20 protein-coding genes are annotated in these 18,904 nt (G+C 71.3%); 11 read left to right on the top strand and 9 right to left on the bottom strand.

Features of this window, described 5'->3' with window-relative positions:
* Window positions 1-66 precede the first annotated feature (66 nt).
* On the top strand, window positions 67-1,269 hold the full coding sequence (locus OG417_RS09820) for an RNA-guided endonuclease InsQ/TnpB family protein (protein ID WP_329252939.1): 1,203 nt from the start codon (window positions 67-69) through the stop codon (window positions 1,267-1,269).
* A 13-nt stretch (window positions 1,270-1,282) separates the two neighbouring features.
* Here the strand turns inward: OG417_RS09820 and OG417_RS09825 are convergent, their stop codons facing one another.
* From OG417_RS09825 to OG417_RS09835, 3 genes are read right to left on the bottom strand one after another with little or no spacing between them, the layout of a single operon-like run.
* Window positions 1,283-1,906, bottom strand: coding sequence for a TetR/AcrR family transcriptional regulator (locus OG417_RS09825; RefSeq protein WP_329252942.1), 624 nt, complete (start codon window positions 1,904-1,906; stop codon window positions 1,283-1,285).
* A gap of 27 nt (window positions 1,907-1,933) precedes the next feature.
* Window positions 1,934-2,332: a DUF3224 domain-containing protein gene (locus tag OG417_RS09830; RefSeq protein ID WP_329252945.1), complete on the bottom strand. Its 399-nt coding sequence runs from the start codon at window positions 2,330-2,332 to the stop codon at window positions 1,934-1,936.
* 55 nt (window positions 2,333-2,387) lie between these two features.
* The gene (locus OG417_RS09835; RefSeq protein ID WP_329252948.1) at window positions 2,388-3,197 is read right to left on the bottom strand and encodes a TetR/AcrR family transcriptional regulator; all 810 of its coding nucleotides are present in this window, start codon (window positions 3,195-3,197) and stop codon (window positions 2,388-2,390) included.
* A 70-nt stretch (window positions 3,198-3,267) separates the two neighbouring features.
* Between OG417_RS09835 and OG417_RS09840 the strand changes: the two genes are divergently transcribed.
* On the top strand, window positions 3,268-4,137 hold the full coding sequence (locus OG417_RS09840; RefSeq protein WP_329252950.1) for an NAD(P)H-binding protein: 870 nt from the start codon (window positions 3,268-3,270) through the stop codon (window positions 4,135-4,137).
* A gap of 9 nt (window positions 4,138-4,146) precedes the next feature.
* Here the strand turns inward: OG417_RS09840 and nucS are convergent, their stop codons facing one another.
* On the bottom strand, window positions 4,147-4,806 hold the full coding sequence (gene nucS, locus OG417_RS09845; RefSeq protein ID WP_329252953.1) for an endonuclease NucS: 660 nt from the start codon (window positions 4,804-4,806) through the stop codon (window positions 4,147-4,149).
* 145 nt (window positions 4,807-4,951) lie between these two features.
* Complete coding sequence (locus OG417_RS09850) at window positions 4,952-6,502, bottom strand: serine hydrolase domain-containing protein (protein WP_329252956.1); 1,551 nt, start codon at window positions 6,500-6,502, stop codon at window positions 4,952-4,954.
* 39 nt (window positions 6,503-6,541) lie between these two features.
* On the opposite strand from OG417_RS09850, the gene OG417_RS09855 reads away from it, so the two are divergent.
* The 7 genes from OG417_RS09855 (at window position 6,542) to OG417_RS09885 (ending at window position 12,427) form a co-directional block, all read left to right on the top strand.
* A complete protein-coding gene (locus OG417_RS09855) occupies window positions 6,542-7,012 on the top strand; it encodes a TetR family transcriptional regulator C-terminal domain-containing protein (RefSeq protein WP_329252959.1) in 471 nt (156 codons plus the stop codon).
* 101 nt (window positions 7,013-7,113) lie between these two features.
* A complete protein-coding gene (locus OG417_RS09860; RefSeq protein ID WP_329252962.1) occupies window positions 7,114-8,748 on the top strand; it encodes a 3-hydroxyacyl-CoA dehydrogenase in 1,635 nt (544 codons plus the stop codon).
* A gap of 83 nt (window positions 8,749-8,831) precedes the next feature.
* Entirely contained in the window at window positions 8,832-9,143 is a 312-nt protein-coding gene (locus OG417_RS09865) for an ATP/GTP-binding protein (protein WP_329252965.1), read from the top strand.
* 10 nt (window positions 9,144-9,153) lie between these two features.
* On the top strand, window positions 9,154-9,864 hold the full coding sequence (locus tag OG417_RS09870) for an alpha/beta hydrolase (RefSeq protein ID WP_329252968.1): 711 nt from the start codon (window positions 9,154-9,156) through the stop codon (window positions 9,862-9,864).
* Between the two features lie 72 nt (window positions 9,865-9,936).
* Window positions 9,937-10,731, top strand: coding sequence for an AraC family ligand binding domain-containing protein (locus OG417_RS09875; protein ID WP_442875744.1), 795 nt, complete (start codon window positions 9,937-9,939; stop codon window positions 10,729-10,731).
* Window positions 10,732-10,741: 10 nt separating this feature from the next.
* Window positions 10,742-11,455, top strand: a complete 714-nt coding sequence (locus OG417_RS09880) for a cysteine hydrolase family protein (RefSeq protein WP_329252974.1) — start codon at window positions 10,742-10,744, stop codon at window positions 11,453-11,455.
* A 186-nt stretch (window positions 11,456-11,641) separates the two neighbouring features.
* A complete protein-coding gene (locus tag OG417_RS09885) occupies window positions 11,642-12,427 on the top strand; it encodes an alpha/beta fold hydrolase (protein WP_329252977.1) in 786 nt (261 codons plus the stop codon).
* A gap of 3 nt (window positions 12,428-12,430) precedes the next feature.
* Here OG417_RS09885 and OG417_RS09890 read toward each other — a convergent pair whose 3' ends face one another.
* Window positions 12,431-13,060 (bottom strand): TetR/AcrR family transcriptional regulator, encoded by a 630-nt coding sequence (locus tag OG417_RS09890; protein WP_329252981.1) that lies wholly within the window; start codon window positions 13,058-13,060, stop codon window positions 12,431-12,433.
* Window positions 13,061-13,173: 113 nt separating this feature from the next.
* On the opposite strand from OG417_RS09890, the gene OG417_RS09895 reads away from it, so the two are divergent.
* The gene (locus OG417_RS09895; RefSeq protein WP_329252984.1) at window positions 13,174-13,800 is read left to right on the top strand and encodes an FMN-dependent NADH-azoreductase; all 627 of its coding nucleotides are present in this window, start codon (window positions 13,174-13,176) and stop codon (window positions 13,798-13,800) included.
* 68 nt (window positions 13,801-13,868) lie between these two features.
* Here the strand turns inward: OG417_RS09895 and OG417_RS09900 are convergent, their stop codons facing one another.
* From OG417_RS09900 to mce, 3 genes are all read right to left on the bottom strand, one after another.
* Complete coding sequence (locus OG417_RS09900; RefSeq protein WP_329252987.1) at window positions 13,869-15,581, bottom strand: AI-2E family transporter; 1,713 nt, start codon at window positions 15,579-15,581, stop codon at window positions 13,869-13,871.
* Window positions 15,582-15,707: 126 nt separating this feature from the next.
* Window positions 15,708-16,991, bottom strand: coding sequence for a DivIVA domain-containing protein (locus tag OG417_RS09905; RefSeq protein WP_329252990.1), 1,284 nt, complete (start codon window positions 16,989-16,991; stop codon window positions 15,708-15,710).
* Window positions 16,992-17,183: 192 nt separating this feature from the next.
* A complete protein-coding gene (mce, locus tag OG417_RS09910) occupies window positions 17,184-17,639 on the bottom strand; it encodes a methylmalonyl-CoA epimerase (RefSeq protein WP_329252993.1) in 456 nt (151 codons plus the stop codon).
* Between the two features lie 84 nt (window positions 17,640-17,723).
* Between mce and OG417_RS09915 the strand changes: the two genes are divergently transcribed.
* Window positions 17,724-18,902 carry an acetyl-CoA C-acetyltransferase gene (locus OG417_RS09915; RefSeq protein ID WP_329252996.1) on the top strand — a complete coding sequence of 393 codons (1,179 nt, stop codon included), beginning with the start codon at window positions 17,724-17,726 and terminating at the stop codon, window positions 18,900-18,902.
* The last annotated feature ends 2 nt before the right edge of the window (window positions 18,903-18,904 follow it).

Raw genomic sequence — 18,904 nt, forward strand, 5'->3', positions numbered from 1 at the left:
GCGATCCGGCATCCAGTGCCGGAAAACCCACAGACGGTCACACACTGACACGGTAGTTTGCGGACTGTGACCACCCCCCGTGTGAAGCGTGCTTTCAAGTACCGCTTCTATCCCACCGATGCGCAGGCAGCGGAGCTGTCGCGCACGTTCGGGTGCGTGAGGAAGGTCTACAACCTGGCGCTGGCGGCCCGCACCGACGCCTGGAAGTCGCGGCGGGAACACGTCGGCTACAACACCACCTCCGCGATGCTGACGGTGTGGAAGAAGACCGAGGAACTCGCGTTCCTCAATGAGGTGTCCAGCGTTCCGCTTCAGCAGGTGCTGCGGCATCTGCAGACCGCGTTCACGCACTTCTTCGCCGGACGGGCCAGGTACCCACGGTTCAAGGCGAAGAAGAAATCCCGTAAGTCCGCGGAGTACACCGCCAGCGGGTTCCGGTTCGGTGAGGGAAGACTCACCCTCGCCAAGATGACCGAACCGTTGAACATCGTCTGGTCCCGGCCTCTCCCGCACGGCGTGAAGCCGTCGACGGTGACGGTGTCTCAGGATGCGGCGGGGCGCTGGTTCGTGTCCCTGCTGTGCGAAGACCCCGACGTGCAGCCACTCCCGGCCGGTGGTGACGCGGTCGGGGTCGATGCCGGGCTGGTACATCTGCTGACCCTGTCCACCGGCGAGAAGATCACCAACCCCCGGCACGAACGCCGGGACCGCAAGCGCCTGGCCAAGGCACAGCGGGAACTGTCCCGCAAAGCCAAAGGGGATGGTTCCAACCGGGCCAAGGCCCGGCGTAAGGTCGCCCGGATCCACGCACGGATCACCGACCGGCGTCATGACACGCTGCACAAGCTCACCACTCGACTCGTCCGCGATAACCAAGTGGTCGTGATCGAGGATCTGACCGTTGAGAACATGCTGAAGAATCACGCACTGGCCCGCGCCATCGCCGATGCCGCGTGGAGCGAGTTCCGGCAAATGTTGGAGTACAAGGCGACCTGGTATGGCCGCGAGGTGATCGTGGTCGACCGTTGGTTCCCCTCCTCCAAACTGTGCTCGGCCTGCGGAACCGTGGCCGAGGCGATGGCCCTCAACGTCCGTTCCTGGACGTGCGGCTGCGGCACGACCCATGACCGGGACGTGAACGCGGCGAAGAACCTTCTGGCCGCCGGGCTGGCGGTGTCGGCCTGTGGAGCCGGTGTAAGACCTCAACGGGGCTCCTCCCGGTCGGGACTGTCGGCACTGAAACAGGAAACCCTGCGGCGCGAGCCGTAGGAATCCCCCTCGTTCACGAGGGGGAGGAAGTCAACGGTGAACTCTTCAGCTTTGCTGCTCTTGCTTGCTCTCTCTCTGCGAGGGCGGGGACGACGTAGGTGCGGAGGAACTCGCGGGGCTCATCCTCGCGCGGCATGACGATCATCGAGGAGATGATGCGGAAAAGGAACTCCACCGCTCCTTCAACGGTGATGTCCGCCCGGAGGGTTCCCGCCCGCTGAGCGGCGCCGAAGTACGGCCGTACGTAGTCGGAGCACAGGTGTAGCAGGCGCTCGGCGCCGCCGACGACCGCGGCCTGGGTGTGCCCGGCCGCGTCGGGCGCCAGCAGCGCGGCGACGTGCGGCTCACCGCGGACGAACGCGACGGCGTCCACGACCCCTTCGACGATCGCGTCCGGCACCGACCGCTCATGGCGCAGCCGCCCCGACAGCCGGTCGAGGAAACGCCGCAGGTCGCGCAGGACGACGGCCAGGATCACCTCGTCCCGCCCGCCCGCGAAGCTGCGGTAGACGGTGGCGCGCGAGAGCCCGGCGGACGCCGCGATGTCCTCGACCGTGGTCTTGGCGACGCCGTAACGCGCGAAGCACTCTTCGGCGGCGTTCACGATCCTCGTCCGGACCTCGGTAGCCTGCGGCATGCCCCGCAGGCTACCCGCCGGGCCGGGTCAGGCGATCGTGTAGTCGAGAGTGTAGGAGTGGCCGCCGTCGGGGCCGATGATGATCTGGCCCTCGCCGGTGATGCCCGCCAGGTCGCCGGTGCCCGTGCCTTCGGTGATCTTCCAGGAGAGCCAGGGTTCGCCGTTTTCCCCGCCGGCGTTGTGCTGGAGTACGAATCCTCCGCTGCGGCCGTCCAGAGATCCCTCGAACCGCTCGATCGCCACGTACGCGCGGGGCGTCTCGCCGGTGGCCACCGTGAGCAGTTCGGCCGTGCTGGTGCCGGTGAGATCGCCGCTGAAGGTCTTCTCGACGTGCACCCGTGCGATCTTGGTCTCCTGGTGGACGTCGTACGGCTCGTCGGCGTCGAAGACGTCGAGGACGAAGGTCCCGGTTGCGTGCTTTGTCATGGTGGCGATCCTGCCGGGGGTACCTGACACGTCGTGACAGCTTTGCCGCGCGGCGTCAGACGGTGCCCCAAGGCGTGGATCGGGCCCGCTCCACGGCCGTCTGGATGCCGGCCAGCAGCCGCTGGAGGCCGAACTCGTACGCCTCGGCGTTCGCGCCCGAGGTGCCGGCGTCGAAGCCGCCCTCGCGCCAGAGCCTCGCGATGGTCGGATGCCGGGTCATGTCGAAGTAGTCCTCCCAGAACGACCCGCGCGCCGCCCACCAGGCGTCCGCCGACTCTCCGGTCGCCCGCTCCGCCTGCTCGTACTCCGCCTCGGTCGCCGCGGCCGCGTGGACGAAGGTGACGACCGTCCCCGCCGCCGCCGTGATCTGCCGGGGCGACAGGCCGATCCCGGACAGCGCGGACAGCAGGTACTCCTGCTGTGCCATCAGGCCGGGGCCGAGCGGTGGCCGCACGGTGGAGATCTCCCGTAGCCAGGGGTGGCGCCGGTACGCCGCGCGCGTGCGCTCCGCGTACAGCTCGATCTGCTCCCGCCAGCCCCCCGGCCGTGGGTCGTCCGGGCCGGGGAGGTCGCGTTCGGCGAGCACCGCGTCGACCATCAGGTCGATCAGCTCGGCCTTGCCCGGCACGTACGTGTAGAGCGACATGGTGCCGGCGCCGGCCTCTTCCGCGACCCGGACCATCGACATCGCCGCCAGGCCCTCGCGGTCCGCCACCGTCAGGGCGGCGCGGACGATCCGGTCGACGGTGAGCTTGGGGCGGCGTCCGCGGGCCGGCCTGCCGTCCGCCCGCCCGGCGGCATGGTCGCGCCACAGCAGCGCCAGCGTCCGCTCCGGGTCGCCACCGCCGCTGCGCTCCACCGTCATGGCTTGATCCTACTTTCTCGTATGCCGTACGGTTAATATTCCCGTAGGGCATACGAGAATGGAGTGAACCGTGACGATCCTGGTGACAGGGGCGACCGGCAACGTCGGGCGGATCGTGGTCGAGCAACTCGTGGAGGCCGGTGAGCGGGTACGAGTGATCACCCGGCGGCCGGAGACGGCCGGGTTCCCCGCGGGCGTCGAGGCCGGCTACGGAGATCTCGCCGACCCCGCGACACTGGCCGGGCCGCTGACGGACGTCGAGCGCCTGTACCTGTTCCCGCACCCCGAGACCGCCGGGGAGGTGGTCGACCGGGCGAAGCGGGCGGGCGTACGGCGGATCGTGGTGCTGTCCTCGGGCGCGGTGACCGCCGGCCTGGACACGGACTTCCACCTGCCGGTGGAGCGGGCCGTGGAGGACTCCGGATTGGAGTGGACTCACGTGCGGGCCGGTGAGTTCATGCTGAACCGGCTCTGGCTGTGGGGCGAGTCGATCCGCGCGGAGGACGTCGTCCGCGATCCGTATCCCGACCAGGGCGGGATACCGGTGCACGAGCGGGACATCGCCGACGTCGCCGTGCGAGCGCTGCTCCACGACGGCCACGCCGGCGCCGCGTACACGCTCCTCGGGCCGGAGTGGATCACCCGGCGTGAGCAGGTCGCCGCGATCGCCGCCGCCGTCGGCCGGGACGTCCGTTTCGAACGGGTCGGCCGGGAGGAGGCGCGGGAGATCTACCGGAAGATGGGCGGGTTCGCCGCGGCGAACGCCGACTTCCTGCTCGGCTTCCGCGACTACGGAGGCCGGGAGATCGAACCCGAGGCGGCACCGCCGAGCGGCGCGTCCGGCTGGTCTTCGATGCCGACCGCCGAAGCGGTCACCGGACGGCCCGCCCGTACGTTCGCCCAGTGGGCCCGCGACCACGCGGCCGATCTCACGGCATAGGGCCCCGGGTCAGAACAGGGTGTCGTCGCGCTCGATGCCGCGCAGGGCGTCGTAGTCGAGGGTCACGCAGCCGATGCCGCGGTCCTCGGCCAGCACGCGCGCCTGCGGCTTGATCTCCTGGGCGGCGAACACGCCGCGGACCGGGGCCAGGAGCGGGTCGCGGTTGAGCAGTTCGAGGTAGCGGGTCAGCTGCTCGACGCCGTCGATCTCGCCGCGGCGCTTGATCTCGATGGCGACCGTGGCGTTCGCCTCGTCGCGGCACAGGATGTCGACCGGGCCGATCGCGGTGGGGTACTCCCGGCGGATCAGCTTCCATCCGTCGCCCAGCGTCGTGATGTGCTCGGCGAGCAGTTCTTGCAGGTGGGCCTCGACGCCGTCCTTCTGCAGCCCCGGGTCGATGCCCAGCTCGTGGCTGGAGTCGTGCAGGATCTCCTCGATCGTCAGGATGAGCTGCTCACCGGACTTGCCGTGCGTGACCGTCCACTTGCCCTCCTCTTCCTTGAGGGTGCAGGGAGGGTTCATCCAGTTGAGCGGCTTGTACGCCCGGTCGTCGGCGTGGACCGAGACGGACCCGTCGGCCTTGATGAGGACCAGCCGCGGGGCCATGGGCAGGTGGGCGGTGAGCTTGCCGACATAGTCGACGCTGCAACGGGCGATGACGAGACGCACGGTCGCCCACCTTAGTGGTCCGGCGCCCACCCCTCAGGCCCTCGGCCGAATCCGGATCGGACCCGCGGCCCGGCCGAGGGCGTACGCGGTGGCACAGCGGACGAAGCCGCGCAGCGCCGCCATCCGGCCGGCGACCGCGACAGGGTCAGGTCGGCGAGGAGCTGACGTCGTCGTACCGGGTCGTCGTCGATGACCTCCGGTGCGTGTGGGTGGTGCGGCGCGCCAGGATGAGGCGGAGGGTGATGGTGACGGCTCCGGCGGTGGCCGCGACGCACACGGCGATGAAGGCATCGGGTAGCCAGGTCATCAACGGGCGAAGACCGGTGCGGCTGACCAGCAGCGCGAAGGCGATCAGTGGCAAGGCGCCCGCCAGGCTCCAGGCCGTGGCCAGGGTGATCCGGCGACGCCGGGAGGCGAGGACCGCCGGCCGGCGGAGCAGCAGGGCCGAGCGTCCGGCGGCGACCATCAGCGCCAGGGCCGACGCGGTGGCGCCCCAGACGGTCAGGTAGTAGCCGGAGGTGGAGGAGTCACCGGGTGGGTGGCCGCCTGCCAGCAACTGGGCGGCGCCGAAACCGACCTGCATGACCGCTCCGTCGTTGAGAATCCCGTACAGGTTCTGCTGCAAGACCAGCGCGATGTCGCGCTCGGGCAGCAGGAACAGCATGGATGAGTAGCCGGGAGTGGCGCCGGTGTGCCAGATGGCCCTGTCCAGTGGCGCGTCCAGGCCGCCGACGCGCCAGCCCAGCCCGTAGTCCGTTGCCTCGCCGGTGGGTTGCAGCCGACCCTGCTGGCGCATCAGCCGTACGGACTCGGTGGTGAGCAGGGTACGGCCACTGGCGGTCTTGCCGGATCGGAGCTGGAGGGAGGCGAAGGCGGCCAGGTCGCCCAGGTCGCCGCCCAGGTAGCCGTAGGCGGCGCCGTGGTCGTCGACTCCGTCGGCGGTCGCGGACGGTCTGCCCCACAGCAGCTGGTGCCCTGGTGACAGGTGGTGACGGTCGGTCGAGGCCGCATCGGTGATGGCGCCGTCCATGCCCGCCGGGTCGAGCACGGCGGCGCGCAGGTAGTCGGTGAACGGCTGCCGGGTGACCGACTCGACCACCGCGGCCAGGATCAAGTAGTTGGCGCTGGTATAGGCATACCGGGTGCCGGGAGCGCCGAGCGGCTTCACGTCGTTCAAGGCGCGGAGGCGCCCCGCCGGTCGGGGGCAGCCGGAGCCGAAACAGTCGGTGACCTTGGACGTGGCCGACGAGGGCAGGCCGCTGGTGTGGCCGAGCAGATGGCGGATCGTGATCTTGGAGGCGTGCGCGGTACCGCCGAACCGCAAGTCCGGCAGATAGTCGACGACCCGGTCGTCCAGGCGCAGCCGACCGGACTGGACGAGGGTCATCACGGCCGTCGCCGTCACGGGTTTGGCGACCGAGCCCCACAGAAACGGGGTCTGGGCCGTGACGCGATCGCCCCGTCCGTCGGTGCCCCAGGACCGTTGGTGGATCGGGCCGCCGGGACCGACCACGGCGTAGGCGAGACCGGGGGCGTTCGTGGCCTTCATCTGGTGGCGGACGTAGGCGTCGATCGCGGCGTACCGGCTGGGCTGGGCGGCGGCCTCGGCGATCGGGGTGGAGACCAGCAGGCAAAGCAGGGCGAACAGCAGGGCTGTGACGCTCGTGGCGGCACGCCGCAGACGATCGGCGTTCATCGCACGGTCCTCGGCTCTCGGGCGAAGGCGGATAACCATATGGCTGTCAGCGCGCAGATCCGGGTCAGAGTCGACCAGCGGATCCAGACCGGCGTCGAACACCGGCGGCCCATCTCATGGGTCCTGGCCAAGGCGGTGGCCGAGTATCTCCCGCTGGATCGGGCCCGCCGGACCGAGTTCCGGGTCGTCCGGGCATTCGCCGGACGTGCCATCGACGTCCCGGCCCTCGCCGAGGTCGATCTCGCGACCGCGCAGGCGTTGCGTAGCGACATCGCCCAGGCCATCCACAACGGCAAGGAATGCGGGGAGGTCCTGCCGCGCCTGGACCCCGGGCCCGCTGCCGTCCGTATCGCCGCCATGATCGAAGGACTGGCGACGCAGGTCTACCGCGACCCCCATGACGTGAACGGGGTTCCCACGGCCGAACTCGCCGCCTCCGTCATCACCACCGAACTCGCCACCGTGTTCACCGGCGACTGCCGTCAGTACGACGGAAAGGGCGACGACTGAGAGACATCGGCCGGCCCCACCCCTCCGGCGGCCGGGTGCCCGGCCGCGCGCCCGGCGACCACCGCGCCGGGCCGATCGGCGGGCGTGCCAGACTGCGGAGCATGAGCGCATCGGTGAGCAGGGTGGGAGTCGTCGGGCTGGGCACGATGGGCGCGGGCATCGTCGAGGTGCTGGCACGCGGCGGCCACTCCGTCGTCGGGGTCGAGGTGAACGACGACGCGCTCCAGCGTGGCCGCGACCACCTGGAGAGGTCGACCGGCCGTGCCATACGCCGGGGCCGGCTGTCGGAGGAGGACAAGGAGGCGATCCTCGGCCGGATCGAGCTCGGCACCTCCTTCGCCGTACTCGCCGAGTGCGACCTGGTCATCGAGGCGGTGCCCGAGCGGCTGGACCTCAAGCGCCGGGTGTTCGAGGAGCTCGACAAGGTGTGCCGCCCCGACGCGGTGCTCGCCACCAACACCTCCTCGCTGTCGGTCACCGAGATCGCGGCGGCCACCGGCCGGCCCGAGCAGATCGTCGGCGTGCACTTCTTCAACCCCGCGCCGGTCATGAAGCTGGTCGAGGTGATCCACACCGTCCTCACCCGGCCCGAGGCGCTCACGGCCGTACAGGAGCTGGTCGGCGGCCTCGGCAAGGTCGCCGTCACCGTCGGCGACCGGGCCGGGTTCATCGCGAACCGGCTGCTGTTCGGCTATCTCAACCAGGCCGCCGGGATGTACGAGGCCGGGTACGCCACGCGTGAGGACATCGACGCCGCGATGACGAGCACGGGCCTGCCGATGGGACCGCTCACACTCATGGACCTCATCGGCCTCGACGTGTCGCTGGAGGTCTGCGAGGCGATCTACCGCGAGACCCGCGACCGGCGGCACGCGCCCGCGCCGATCCTGCGCCGCCTCGTCACCGCCGGGCTGCTCGGCCGCAAGACCGGCCGCGGCTTCTACACGTACGACGGGGCCGAGCAGGCCGAAGAACGGGAGACGGAGGGCGTGCCCAGCGTCGGCGTCGCCGGGTCCGGGCCGCTCGCCGTCGCCGTGATCCAGGCCGCCGTACGCGCCGGGGCGGACGTCCGCTTCGTCGCGGGCGACGAGGACAAGGCACGCGCCGTACGGGACGCCGTCGGTGAGGAGGTCACCGCCGGCACCGACCTGTCGCTGCTCGCCGACCGCGATCTGATCGTCGAGGCCGTGGCCGAGGACACCGCGGTCAAGCGGTCGCTGCTCGCCGCCGTCGACGACGTGGCGCGCGAGGGCGCGGTGCTGGCCACCACCGGCGCGACCGTACCGGTCATCGAGCTGGCCATGGCCACCGACCGGCCGCAGGACGTCGTGGGTCTGCACCTGCCGGACCCCGAGGGCGGGCTCGCCGAGCTGGTGAGCACCGTCCTGACCGACCCCGGCGTCGCCGAGCGGGCCGCCGCGTACCTCACCCGGCTCGGCAAGCGTCCCGTACGCTCCGCGGACCGGGCCGGCTTCATCGTCGACGCGCTGCGCGTGCCGTACCTCAACGACGCCGTCCGGATGCTGGAGTCCGGGTACGCCGACGCGGACGCGATCGACGCCGCGATGACCCACGGCTGCGGGTACCCGATCGGCCCGATCGCCGACCTCGACCGCATCGGGCTCGACCGGGCCGTCGAGGTGCTGCGCGCGCTGTACACGGAGTACCGCGAGCCCGCCTTCGCGCCCGCTCCGCTGCTGGACCGGCTCCGTACGGCCGGGGCGACCTTCCGCTGAGCGACCCCGGTGCCGCGCGCCGGGCGACGGACTCCGGGCGGCCTCTCACGGGCGTGTCCGGCACAGCCCGTACCCTGATCGGCATGAGTCCGCGCAAAAACCGCCGCACACGCGACATGCCACGGGAAACCGGGCGTGGCGCGTTCGGCGGTCCGCAGCGGATCGAAGAGGGGCCCGACGGCGACTGGATCGTCCGGCCCGCGGCCGGTGCCGCCAAGACCTACCGCTGCCCCGGCTGCGACCAGGAGATCCCGCCGGGCGTCGGGCACGTCGTCGCGTGGCCCGCCGAGGGCGGCGGCCCGGAGGACCGGCGCCACTGGCACCGGCCCTGCTGGGAACACCGGCTGCACCGCACACCCAAGACCCAGCGGTCCGGCCGCGGCCCGCGCTACTGAGAGGACAGTGATGCCGGACATCCGGGCGAGTACGGTGCTGCCCGCGCGCCGTACGGACATCGAACTGCAGACCGCCGACGGGCTGAAACTGGTCGGTGAGCTCGCGGTGCCGGAGGACCGGCCGCCCGTCGCGACGCTCATCTGCCTGCACCCGCTGCCGACCGCCGAGGGCATGATGGACAGCCACGTGCTGCGCAAGGCGTCGTACCGGCTGCCCGCGCTCGCCGGTCTGGCCGTCCTGCGGTTCAACACGCGCGGGACGACCAGCGACCGCGGGACGAGCGAGGGGGAGTTCGGCGAGGGCGAGGCCGAGCGGTACGACGTCGCGGCGGCCCTGGAGTGGGCGGAGTACCACGACCTGCCGCGCACCTGGCTGCTCGGCTGGTCGTTCGGCACCGAGCTGGCGCTGCGGTGGGGCCGCGACCCGCTCGTGGAGGGGGCGATCCTGCTGTCGCCGCCGCTGCACCGCGCCACCGACGCCGACCTGGACGCGTGGGCGGAGTTCGGCCGCCCGCTGGTCGCGCTGGTGCCCGAGCGTGACGACTACCTGCGGCCGCCGGAGGCGCGGGAGAGGTTCAAGCGGGTGCCCCAGGCCGAGGTGGTGGGCGTCGACGGCGCCAAACACCTGTGGGTCGGCGAGCCGTACGTCCGGATCGTGCTGAACGAGATCGTGAAACGCGTGGTGCCCGAGGCGTATCCGCTGCCCACCGAGGTCCCCTAGGCTCCGGCGGTGAGCGGTGAGCGATCCGGGGCGGACCGTGTCCGGCATCGGTACGCGCCCGGGGCCGGCGATGTGCGATTGGTGACGGCGTCCTTCCGGACGCACCATTTCGTGCCGCACGCGCACAGCGAGTACGCCATCGCGGTCATCGACCGCGGCGCGGAGGCAGTGCGCTACCGGGGTGCGGACGAGCGCGCGGGCGCCGGGAGTCTGCTGCTGCTGGACGCCGAGGTCATCCATGCCGGGCGGCCCGCCGCGCCGCAGGGATGGGATTACCGGGTCTTCTATGTGCCTCCTGGTCTGCTGGCCGAGATCGCGGGGCGCAGGCCGACGTTCCCGGCCGCGACCCCGCGGGATCCGGAGTTGGCCGCCCGTCTCGTCCGGGTGCACCGGATGCTGGGCGAGCCGGGCACCTCGCCCTTGATGGCCTGCGAGCGGCTTCATCAGGTACTGACGCTGGTGCTGGCCCGGCACGCGGCGTGCGGGCCGCCCCAGCCGTCCAAGGCCTCCTGGCCGGCCGCGATCGGCAGGATCCGGGCGTATCTGAACGCCGACATCGGGCGCACGCCCAGCCTGGCCGAACTTTCCGAGGTGGCCGGGATGCCGCGCTTCACGCTGCTTCGGGCGTTCCGCGCCGTGACCGGGGTGACCCCGCACGGATACCTGCTGGCGCTGCGGCTGCGGCATGCCCAGCAGCTGCTGACCGCCGGCCACAGCGTCGCCCGGGCCGCCGCCGACAGCGGCTTTTACGACCAGGCTCACCTGCATCGCCATTTCCGACGGACGTTCGCCGCCACCCCCGGGCAGTTCGCCCGTGCCGGACGGGCGCGCAACGACGTACAAGAGGGCCCGGCCGCCGCGCCGTAACGTCCGCAAGGTGATCGAGAAAGCTCCTTCCCACGCACCGGTTCCCGGTGATGAGCACACCCGGCCGCGGTTCGCCCGCGCCGCCCTGCTGACGATCGACATGCAGGCCGACTTCGTCTCCGGCCCGCACGCGGTGCCCGGCACCGAACAGATCGTCCCGGCGGTGGCCAGGCTCGTGCGCGCGTTCCGGGACGCCCGCCGGCCCATCGTGCACATGGTCCGGCTGTACCTGCCCGACGGCGGCAACGCCGACATCTGCCGCCGGTCGCTCATCGCCTCGGGCACCCGCCTGGTCGCCCCGCACTCGCCGGGCTCGCGCCTGGCCGACGGCCTGTCCCCGGCGAGCGCCCCATCCCTGGACCCCGGCCGGTTGCTGTCGGGCGCGGCCCAACCGCTCGCCGACGGGGAGCATGTCATCTACAAGCCGAGGTGGAGCGCCTTCTACCAGACCCCGCTGCGGCGGCATCTCGATGATCTCGGCGTGGACACGCTGGTCGTGGCCGGCTGCAACTACCCCAACTGCCCGCGGGCGACGATCTACGACGCCGGCGCCCGTGACTACCGGCTGGTGATCGCCGAGGACGCGACATCAGGGTTCGGCGAGTCCGCCCGGCCGGAGATGACCGGGATCGCGGTCCGGTGCCTGACCGTCACCGCGATCGAAAGACGCCTGACCGCAGGCACGGACGAATCCCCGACGCCATCGTCACCGGCCGTGGCCTGACCCGCCGAGCCCGGTCCGCGCGGGCGCTAAACGTCGAAGACCGATCACGGCCACGGTTATCGGCAGGACGGGAATCACGGGTGACGATGAGCGGGGTCCGGCGCGTGCCGGGCCGGGGCGGGTCGTGAGCGTCGTCCGCGGGCGGGCTCCCCTGCCCCAGGAAGTCGCCGAACGGGGAGGGGCACCGTGCAGTTGTACACCCGCGACATCGGTGGCGGGACGCCGTTGGTGCTGTTGCACGCGTTTCCGCTGTCGTCGGCCATGTGGCTGGCACAGCGGGAGGGCTTAGCGACGCGTTTCCGGGTGTTGACTCCTGACCTGCGCGGATTCGGTGGTTCGTCCCTCGGCGGCGACGCTCCCTCCATCGACGTCATGGCCGACGACGTCGCGGCCCTGCTCGACGCCAAGAACATCGATCGCGCCATCGTCGGCGGCCTGTCGATGGGCGGGTACGTCACGCTCGCGTTCTGCCGGCGCCATCCGGACCGCGTCCTCGGCGCCATCCTCGCCGACACCAAGGCCACGGAGGACACCCCGGCCGCTCGTGAGGGCCGCATCCGGACCGCCGAGCGCCTTGAGGCCGAGGGGAACGTCAGCGTGCTCCTGGAGGACCTGCTGCCGCGACTGGTCGGCCCGACGACGATGCGCAGCCGCGCCCTGGTCTACGGCCGGGTGCGGGGGCTGGTGCAGTCGACGCCCCCGCAGGCCGCCGCCTGGGCGCAGCGCGCGATGGCCGCGCGCGCGGACTCGGTCGGCGCGCTCGCCGGGTTCCGCGCGCCGACCCTGGTGCTGCACGGGGCCGAGGACGTGATCATGACCGAGGACGACGCCCGGACCATGGCCGAGGCCCTGCCCAACGCCGAACTGATCACGATCCCCGGGGCCGGCCACCTCACCGCGGTCGAGCAGCCACAGCTGTTCAACGACGCGGTCACCGAGTTCGGCGCGGCCCTGACCCGCACGGTGCGCTGAGCGTCACGGAGACGGCGGCACGGCGAGGCGCCGGGCGATCGCGTCGATCGCGTCGATCAGCGCGGGCAGCGGACGGCGCTCGTCGTGGCGCCAGTGGCGGACCTGCTCGGCGGTGAGCGCGGCGAGGAGCGTGTCGGCGCGGAGATCCGGGTCGGGAACGCCGGCGGCGGTGAGCAGCAGCCGGCAGTGCTGCCGCCAGAACCCATGAGAGCCGGTGCGCAGCCGCGCGCCCGGACTGGCGGTCTGTGACAGCGCCACGAGATCGAGGTGGGCGTCGACGTAGGCCAGGTAGGCGGAGACGAACGCGGCGAGCCGGTCCGCCGGGGGCGCTCCCGGGCCGAGTGGCGGTGGGCCGGAAAGGATCGCGGCCTGCAGTTCGGACTCGCGCGCGTCGAGCAGGGCCGCCGCCAAGCCCGACTTGTCGCCGAAGCGGCGGTACAGCGTGCCCTTGCCGACGCCGGCGGCCGCGGCGACATCGTCCATGCTCACGGCGGCCACCCCGTTGCGCCGGAACAGCTCGTCCGCGGCGGCGAGCACCTTGGTGCGGTTGCGCGCCGCGTCGGCTCGCTCCCGCGGTGCGCCGCCCGTCAGCAGTGGCAGGTCTCTGCGGTCGGCCGCGGTGACACGGTGCATGGAACCGGACTCTAGTACAGATGATCGCGGGGGTTTGACGTATCCGGACTAAAGTCCGTATATTCGCGCAACGTAACCGGACTACAGTCCGGAAGGTTGATCGGAGCGAACACATGGGAAAGCTGCTGCACATCTCCGCCTCGCCGCGCGACGATGCCTCGGAGTCACTGCGGATCGCACAGGTGTTCACGGACGCGTACCGGGAGACGCACCCCGGCGACGAGGTGGAGCACTGGGACCTGTGGGACGGGACGCTGCCGGACTTCGCCGTCGGCGCGAAGGCGAAGATGACGGTGTTCGGCGGCGGCGAGCCGCAAGATTCCGAGGCCGCGGCGTGGGCCGCGGCACGACGCACGTTCGAGCGGTTCGACGCCGCCGACCGGCTGCTGTTCAGCGTGCCGATGTGGAACGCGTCAGTGCCGTACGTGCTGAAGCAGTTCGTCGACGTGGTGAGCCAGCCCGGCTGGATCTTCAGTGTCGACCCGGCGACCGGGTACGGCCACCTGCTGGCGGGGCGCGGTAAGCGGGTCGCCGTCGTCTACACCAGCGCCGTGTGGGGCCCGGCGCTCGGCCCGGAATTCGGCAGCGACTTCCAGTCGACGTTCTTCAACGACTGGCTGCGCTGGACAGGGCTGACCGACATCAGCGAGATCCCGTTCCACCCCACGCTCGCCGGCGACTACGAGGAGGCGCGGCGGGCGGCCGACGCCCGGGCACGCGACATCGCGAAGGGCTTCTGACACCCCGGGGGCGATGTCGCTTCCGTCCGCCCACGCCGGCCTGCTGTGCGGGTCGGCGCGGGCGTGCCCTACGACTCCTCCTGGCGTGGCATCACGACCTCGCGCAGGATCAGCGCCACCGCCGCGGCGGCCGGGATCGCGAGGAGCGCGCCGATCACGCCGAGCAGCGCGCCGCCGATCAGCGCGGCGATGATCGTCACCGCGGGCTGTACGTCGACGGACCGCTTCATGACCCTCGGTTGGACGACGTAGTTCTCGACCTGCTGGTAGATCACGAAGAAGATCGCGGTGGCGATGCCGACCCACAGGCCGGAGAAGAACGATATGGCGGTCACGAAGACCGCCCCGATCGTCGCTCCGACCAGCGGGATCAGATCGGTGATCGCCACGAGCAGCGCGAGCGCGAGCGCGTACGGCACCCCGACGATCAACAGGAAGATGTACGTCGTCACGCCGGCGATCAGCGAGATGAGCAGGTTGCCCGCGACGTACCCGCCGATCCGGGCGAGGATCTCGTCGCCGAGCAGCGCCACCCGCGCCCGTCGCGACCGCGGCGCCAGCCGGTACATGAAGCCGGTGATGTTCGGCAGCGAGGTCAGGAAGTAGAGCGTGAGGATCAGCACGGTCAGCGTGCTGAAGACGCCACTGACCACGACCTGGCCGACGCCGACGACGCCGTTCGCGGCCCGGGTGCCCAGGTCCTTGCTCTCCAGGGCCGTCCGCGCCTTGTCCAGGAGATGGTAGCGCTGGTCCAGGTCCCGCAGCTTGGGGTTGTTCTGCAGCTGTTCGAGGTAGCCGTGGCCGCTGGTCAGGTTGTGGATGATCGCGGTCGTCTGCTCCGACAGGGGCGGCACGATGGCGAACCCGAACGCCACGAAGAACCCGACCAGCGCCAGGAACACCAGCAGCACCGACCACCGGCGTGCGACGCCGATGCGTTCGAGCGCCTCCACGCCCGGGTTGAGGCCGACGGCCAGGAACAGCGCGACGACGATCAGGATGATGACCGAACGGGCGTTGGTGAGCGCCTGGACCAGGATGTACGCGGCGAGCACGCCGAGCGCGCCGTAGAAGCCGAAGACGAACGGATGGTTCCGGGTGAGCGGCCGTCCGGGCCGCCCGAACGGGAACCGCTCGTCCACGCCCGCCTCGCGCTGACGGGCCTTCATGTCGGTGATCGGATCCGCCTCGCCGTCCCGGCTACGCCGCCGCGCGAGCCCCCCGTCCTGTTCGGGGATCGCGGCCGTGCCTTCAGCGAGTGTCGCGATGGTCTGGTCCGCCGCCGCGGTCGAGGCCGGGCCGTCAGCGGCCGTGGTGGTCGCGGCGGCCGTGCCGTCGGCGACCGTGGTGGTGCTCGCGGCGCCGGGCGCCGCGGACCGGCCTGTGGCGGCCAGGCCGCCGGGCTGCGCGCCTCCCGTCGTGGCGCCGGTGGTGCCCGTGCCGGTGGTGCCGGAGATCCTCTGGCGCTGGTCCCACATGCGGCGGCCCCACAGCACCAGGCGCTTCACGTGGTCCGTCGCCGCGGTGCCCGGCTTGCTCCGGCCGTCTCCCGTGTCATCGGACGCACCGGAACCGTTTTCGCGCGGCGTGCCGGTGCCGGACGAGGCCTCATGGGCTTCTCCGGCCGCGCCGGTTTCGGGCGCGTCCGTCTCCGGCGTTTCGGCATCAGCCGTATCGGAGCCGGCCCCGTCCTGGCCGGCCGGCCCCTTCGTACGGCGGCGGGCCCGGGCCAGCAGGCCCCGGTCCGCGCGCCGATCGCTCTCCGGGAGTTCCTCAGGCACCCTTCACCTCCCGTGAAGTGCCCCAAATTACGGCAAAAAGCCTAGAGGAAAAACTCCTCTAGGCTTTCCGCCCGTCTCGCGTTCTGTTGCGGGATTCGCCGTGTTATTCGGCGCGACCGCTGCTGGTCACTCCTGCCACCAGTCGTCCTCGTCGTCCTTCTTGCGCGGCTGGGACGACTGCTGCGCCTTCGGCGCCGGGGCCGGCTTGGGCTCGGCAGCGGCGATCGCGGGCTTCTCCGGCGGCGCGGAGATGGCCTCGTCGCCACCCGGGGTGGCGACGCCGCCGATGAGCTGGCGCAGCTGGTTGAGGTGGCTGGTGATGCTGTCGCGCTGGCGGGTGAGCTCGTCGACCTGGCGCTGCGCGGTGCTGCGCATCTTCTCGGCCTCGGCCTTGGTGTCCGACAGGAGCTGTTCGGCCTGGGCCTTCGCCTCGGCGATGACCGAGTCGGAGTTCTTGCGGGCGTTCGCGACGAGCTGCTTGGCGTGGTTGTCGGCCTCGCGGCGGGTCTGCTCGGCCTGCTGGGTCGCCTTGGTGGCGCGCTGCTCGGCGGAGGCGGCGCGCTGCTCGGCCTCGGCGACGAGCTTCTGCGTCGCGCTCTGCGCGGCGGCGTGACGCTCGGCGTCCTGGCGCTCGGCCTCCTCGCGGCGGGCCGCGAGCTGGATCTCGAACTCGCCCTCGGCCTGGGCGCGCTGGGCCTCGCTCTCCTCGAGGATGCGCTGGGCCTGGGCCCGCATCTCATCGGCCTGGCGCTTGGCCGTGGTGAGGATCTCGTCGCGCTCGCGCTTGGTGGACGCCCGCAGCTGGGCGACCTCGCGCTCGGTCGTGGTGCGGAGCTTGGCGATCTCGCGCTCGGCGGCGGCGCGCTTCTCGGCGACCTCGTGGTCGGCGGTGGCGCGCAGCTTGGCCACCTCACGCTCGGTCGTGGAGGTCAGCTCGTCGGCCCCGCGGCGGGCGGACGTGCGCACCTCCTCGGCCTCGCGCTCGGCCATGTTGCGCATGTCCTCGCCCTCGCGCTGGGCGGTGGCGCGGAGCTCGGCGGCCTCGTTCTCGGCGGTGGCGCGGAGCTCGGCCGCGTCGACCTTGGCCGCGGCCTTGATCTCGTTGGCCTCGGACCGTGCCGCCTGCACGAGCTCGGTGGCCTGCTCCTCGGCGAGGCGGAGTAGTTGCTCGATGCGCGCGCCGAGCCCGGAGTAGGTGGGCCGCTCCTGCTCCTGCAGCTGGCGATGCGCGTCGGACAGCTCGCGCTGCATCGCCTGGGCCTGCTCGCGGCTCTGGCGGACCTCGTTGTCAAGCTGCTTGATGTGCTCTTCGACCTGGTGCCGGTCGTAGCCGCGAAGCACCACGTCGAACTCGCGTGGGGGCGTGTCTTCGAAGAAGTTACTGAGCTGGGCGTCGATGTCGGACTGCATGAGGCTCAATCCTGCTGTGACGAGACGGCTACCGGTGGGTGGAGATGTCGGATCATGGCCGCGCGAATACTGCGTGTTACGGGGTATTGCACGCGCTGGACCACTTCCGGCGACAGCAGCGTACTCCGGACACTGCCGTGTTGGGGGCTCAACTTGACGCCCTGGGTGAAATGTCTTGGTTGTTACGAGAAGTCAGGCGTTGTGTCGACCCTTACGGGGATCTTCCGCTGCCTGGACCAGCTCGGTCAGCACCCCTCCGACATCCTTCGGATGCAGGAACGCGATGGAGGCTCCCATCGACCCGTGGCGGGGACGCTCATCGAGCAGGCGCACGTGCTTCGCCCCGATCGCCTCGAGCGCGGCCGCGACGTCGTCCACACCGTAGCCGACATGGTGCACGCCCTCGCCCCGCTTGGCGAGGAACCTGCCCACCGGCGTGTCCGGGCCCAGCGGCTCCAGCAGCTGGACGTAGGAGGAGCCGGACGGGCCGTCGGCGACGTGCAGCATCGCCTCCTTCACCCCCTGCGCCTCGTTGACCTCGCGCGAGGCCACGACCAGGCCGAACGTCGACTCGTAGAAAGCGATCTTCTCCTCGAGGTCGTGACAGGCGATCCCGACGTGATCGATGCGCGTGAGTCCGGTGAACATGGCGTTGGCCTCCCAGGAAGTGCACTGTCCCCGGGTGGGTATGTTGGCAAACGTCGTACCGATCGGGTGCTGGAGGTCTCGTTCATGGCCGGATCCGTCATCGTCGCCGGGGCACGTACGCCCATCGGCCGTCTGCTCGGCTCACTGAAGGGCTTCGCCGCCGTCGATCTCGGCGCGCTCGCGATCAAGGCGGCGCTCGAACGCGCGGGCGTCACCGGCGACCAGGTCGAGTACGTGATCATGGGACACGTGCTCCAGGCCGGAGCCGGCCAGATCCCTTCCCGTCAGGCCGCGGTCAAGGCCGGAATTCCGATGAATGTCCCGTCGCTGACGATCAACAAGGTCTGCCTGTCGGGCCTCGACGCGATCGCCCTCGCCGACCAGCTCATCCGGGCGGGCGAGTTCGACGTCGTCGTGGCGGGCGGCATGGAGTCGATGACCAACGCGCCGCACCTGCTCCCCAAGGCGCGGCACGGCTACAAGTACGGCTCGATCGAGGTGCTCGACGCGACCGCGCACGACGGGCTGACCGACCCCTTCGACGGCGTCTCGATGGGCGAGTCGACCGAGGGCTACAACGCCAAGCTGGGCATCACCCGCGAGGAGCAGGACGAGTTCTCCGCCCGCTCGCACCAGCGCGCCGCCGCGGCGGCCAAGAACGGCCTGTTCGACGACGAGATCGTCCCCGTCGAGATCCCGCAGCGCAAGGGCGAGCCGATCGTCTTCAAGCAGGACGAGGGAGTGCGCGCCGACACGACCGCCGAGTCGCTCGGACGGCTGCGGCCCGCCTTCAGCAAGGACGGCACGATCACCGCCGGGTCCTCCTCGCAGATCTCCGACGGCGCGTGCGCGGTCGTCGTCATGTCCAAGGCCAAGGCCGAGGAGCTCGGCCTCACCTGGCTCGCCGAGATCGGCGCGCACGGCAACGTCGCGGGCCCGGACAACTCCCTGCAGTCCCAGCCGAGCAACGCGATCAAGCACGCGCTCGGCAAGGAGGGCCTCGACGTCGGCGACCTGGACCTCATCGAGATCAACGAGGCGTTCGCCTCGGTCGGCGTCCAGTCGATGCGCGACCTCGGCGTGGACGAGACCAAGGTCAACGTCAACGGCGGCGCGATCGCGCTCGGCCACCCGATCGGCATGTCCGGCGCCCGCATCGTGCTGCACCTGGCGCACGAGCTGCGCCGTCGCGGCGGCGGCGTGGGCGCGGCCGGGCTGTGCGGCGGCGGCGGCCAGGGTGACGCTCTCATCCTGAAGGTCTGACC

This window comes from Actinoallomurus sp. NBC_01490 (assembly GCF_036227085.1).
In the GTDB taxonomy this organism is placed as follows: domain Bacteria; phylum Actinomycetota; class Actinomycetes; order Streptosporangiales; family Streptosporangiaceae; genus Actinoallomurus; species Actinoallomurus oryzae.

Bases quoted from the DNA above. Each gene is read 5' to 3' on its own strand.
- OG417_RS09825 (WP_329252942.1), bottom strand. From the start codon at position 1,906: ATGCCGCAGGCTACCGAGGTCCGGACGAGGATCGTGAACGCCGCCGAA.
- OG417_RS09830 (WP_329252945.1), bottom strand. From the start codon at position 2,332: ATGACAAAGCACGCAACCGGGACCTTCGTCCTCGACGTCTTCGACGCC.
- OG417_RS09835 (WP_329252948.1), bottom strand. From the start codon at position 3,197: ATGACGGTGGAGCGCAGCGGCGGTGGCGACCCGGAGCGGACGCTGGCG.
- OG417_RS09850 (WP_329252956.1), bottom strand. From the start codon at position 6,502: ATGAACGCCGATCGTCTGCGGCGTGCCGCCACGAGCGTCACAGCCCTG.
- OG417_RS09855 (WP_329252959.1), top strand. From the start codon at position 6,542: ATGGCTGTCAGCGCGCAGATCCGGGTCAGAGTCGACCAGCGGATCCAG.
- OG417_RS09860 (WP_329252962.1), top strand. From the start codon at position 7,114: ATGAGCGCATCGGTGAGCAGGGTGGGAGTCGTCGGGCTGGGCACGATG.
- OG417_RS09865 (WP_329252965.1), top strand. From the start codon at position 8,832: ATGAGTCCGCGCAAAAACCGCCGCACACGCGACATGCCACGGGAAACC.
- OG417_RS09870 (WP_329252968.1), top strand. From the start codon at position 9,154: ATGCCGGACATCCGGGCGAGTACGGTGCTGCCCGCGCGCCGTACGGAC.
- OG417_RS09890 (WP_329252981.1), bottom strand. From the start codon at position 13,060: ATGCACCGTGTCACCGCGGCCGACCGCAGAGACCTGCCACTGCTGACG.
- OG417_RS09895 (WP_329252984.1), top strand. From the start codon at position 13,174: ATGGGAAAGCTGCTGCACATCTCCGCCTCGCCGCGCGACGATGCCTCG.
- OG417_RS09905 (WP_329252990.1), bottom strand. From the start codon at position 16,991: ATGCAGTCCGACATCGACGCCCAGCTCAGTAACTTCTTCGAAGACACG.
- mce (WP_329252993.1), bottom strand. From the start codon at position 17,639: ATGTTCACCGGACTCACGCGCATCGATCACGTCGGGATCGCCTGTCAC.
- OG417_RS09915 (WP_329252996.1), top strand. From the start codon at position 17,724: ATGGCCGGATCCGTCATCGTCGCCGGGGCACGTACGCCCATCGGCCGT.